Genomic DNA, 2,446 nt, shown 5'->3' on the forward strand with positions numbered 1-2,446 from the left:
TCAACCAGACGCCGTTCTACGGGGAATCGGGCGGCCAGGTCGGCGATACCGGCCTGATCCCGGCGCCGGGCGTGCGGGCGCGGGTGACCGACACCCAGAAGAAGCTCGGCGACCTGTTCGTCCACCATGTGACCGTGGAGGAGGGAAGCTTGGGCCTCGACCAGCCGGTAGAGCTCAAGGTCGACCATGTCCGCCGCAAGGCGATCCGGGCCAACCACTCGGCCACCCATCTGCTACATGAGGCTCTGCGGCAGGTGCTGGGTGATCACGTCGCGCAGAAGGGCTCGCTCGTGAGCCCCGATCGTCTGCGTTTCGACATCAGCCACCCGAAGCCCATCGAGGCGGATGAACTCGCCCGGGTGGAGGACATCGCCAACGCCGTGCTGCTGCAGAACGCGCCGGTCGTGACCAAGCTGATGGCCGTGGACGACGCCATCGCGTCGGGCGCCAGGGCGCTGTTCGGCGAGAAGTACGGCGACGAGGTGCGGGTGGTCTCGATGGGGCTGCCGATCGACGAGGAGGCCGCGCAGGGCCGGCCGAAGACCTTCTCGGTCGAACTATGCGGCGGCACCCACGCCGGGCGCACCGGCGACATCGGAGCGATCACCATCGTGGGCGAGAGCGCGGTGGGGGCTGGCGTGCGCCGGATCGAGGCTCTTACGGCCGACGCGGCGCGTCATCATCGGGCCGAGGAGGCCCGGACCCTGGCGGCGCTGGCCGGCATCCTCAAGGCCCCGGTCTCCGAGGCGCCCGATCGTCTGACGTCACTGATGGAGGATCGGCGGCGCCTTGAGCGTGAACTGGCCGAGACCCGCCGGAAGCTCGCCATGGGCGGCGAGGGTGGTCCGGGCTCGGGCGCTCAGCAAACTGAGATCGGCGGCGTGGCCTTCCGCCGCTCGGTGGTGGAAGGGCTCGACATGCGCGACCTCAAGCCGATCGTCGATGAGGAGAAGAAGCGTCTGGGCTCCGGCATCGTGGCGGTGGTCGGCGTCGCCCCGGACGGCAAGGCGGGTCTGGTCGTTGGGGTCACGGACGACCTGACCGGGCGCTACGATGCCGTCGGGCTCGTGCGGGCTGGAGCGGGCGCGCTCGGCGGCAAGGGAGGCGGAGGCCGGCGCGACATGGCGCAGGCCGGCGGGCCGAACGGAGCCGGAGCCGAGGCCGCCCTTGACGCCATCGCGCAGGCTCTCACCGAAGCGGCCTGAGACGCCCCCGCAAGGAACTAGGCCGTCTCCGGTGCGGCCGTGGAGGCGAGCGGCGGGATGGTCGGGGTCCCGCCCTCGGCGGCTTACGTGTTTCCGCCGACGCCGCCGCCCTGCGGTGTCGCCCGCGACGGGGGATTGGCGTTGCCCGCTGCGGCCAGATCGGTCGCCATCCTGTCGCCCGGCCGACCGGTGGGGCAGTGGGTCCCGGTCGCGGCGTGACCGGTAGTGTCGCTCTGCTGGCTCACAACGCCCGAGGCGCGGGCGCGACTGTGCCTGGACTGGGTCCGGCGCGAGGGCGGACAGGCCAATGAGGCGGGCGAGGAGGGGCTGGGTCATGAGCCCCCGTTTCTGTTTCTGACCCACGCGACCTCAACGGCGCAGACCCGATCCTGAATCGTTGCAGCGCCGGCGCCGGCCTGCGGGGGCGTCTATCATTTGACGCGCGTCCAGGTCTGCTGCTTGCAGAATACGCTCATCACGCAACCGGAGACTTCGAGCGTATCCGGGCCCGTGAGCTTCAGCGAACCGGAATAGGTCTTGCCGTCGTTCGGATTGTAGAGGGAACCCGAGTAGCCGCCGCCTTGGGGTTGACGCGCGTCGAGGATCTGAACGCCCACGACGCTGCGACCGCGCAAGGCCGGATCCGGATTCTTCGCGTCGAGTCCCTTCCCCGGTGCGCTGACGATCGTCCCGCAGAAGCCGCTCCCGCAGGGCGTGATGCGGACGCGGGAACTGCCGGTCTCCGTGAGCCAGAAGCCAGCCGGGTCGGCCGCCAGAACCGGACCGCACGCCGTGCCCATCGCGAGCAGTGTCAGAATCGAGCGACGAAGCCTCGAACCCATCCCTGGTCCTCTCCTGTCCAGAATGCGGATGGGTACTTAGCGCGATGCTCGGGGCAGCGCACTGCCCAGATAAGTCTCGACCACCTCGCAGAACGGCTCGCCGGCGGCAGTCGAGAGCACGGCATCGATCTCGAAGAGCGGATCGTCGGGGCCCGGATCCGTGCGCTGGTCCGGCGCGCGAACCGCGACGGTGTCCCGAACCGGGGCGAGGGGACGCACGACCCGGCCGAAGGGCGTCCGCGTGCTGTCCAGCGTCGCGTTCATCTCCGGCGTGAGGCGTGCGGGCACATACCAATTGTCCGCTTCCGACAGGACGCGGTCGCCGCAGGCGAGGCGGACCCNGCGATAGCGCACGGGCTCGTCCGGCCCGATCGCCAGCCGCGCCCGCTGCACCGCCGT

2 protein-coding genes and 1 pseudogene are annotated in these 2,446 nt (G+C 70.5%); 1 reads left to right on the forward strand and 2 read right to left on the reverse strand.

From position 1 onward, the window contains the following. Positions 1–1,205, forward strand: a 1,205-nt coding sequence (locus I53_RS19555; RefSeq protein WP_043353771.1) for a DHHA1 domain-containing protein, incomplete at its 5' end; no start/stop codon positions are given. 431 nt (positions 1,206–1,636) lie between these two features. Here I53_RS19555 and I53_RS19560 read toward each other — a convergent pair. Both I53_RS19560 and I53_RS19565 read right to left on the reverse strand, forming a co-directional pair. Beyond that, the gene (locus I53_RS19560; RefSeq protein WP_043353773.1) at positions 1,637–2,047 is read right to left on the reverse strand and encodes a DUF2147 domain-containing protein; all 411 of its coding nucleotides are present in this window, start codon (positions 2,045–2,047) and stop codon (positions 1,637–1,639) included. Positions 2,048–2,083: 36 nt separating this feature from the next. After that, a pseudogene (locus I53_RS19565) lies at positions 2,084–2,446 on the reverse strand (hypothetical protein); the annotation flags it as partial.

The organism is Methylobacterium sp. B1, assembly GCF_000333255.1.
Classification (GTDB): Bacteria; Pseudomonadota; Alphaproteobacteria; order Rhizobiales; family Beijerinckiaceae; genus Methylobacterium; species Methylobacterium fujisawaense.

Bases quoted from the DNA above. Each gene is read 5' to 3' on its own strand.
- I53_RS19560 (WP_043353773.1), bottom strand. From the start codon at position 2,047: ATGGGTTCGAGGCTTCGTCGCTCGATTCTGACACTGCTCGCGATGGGC.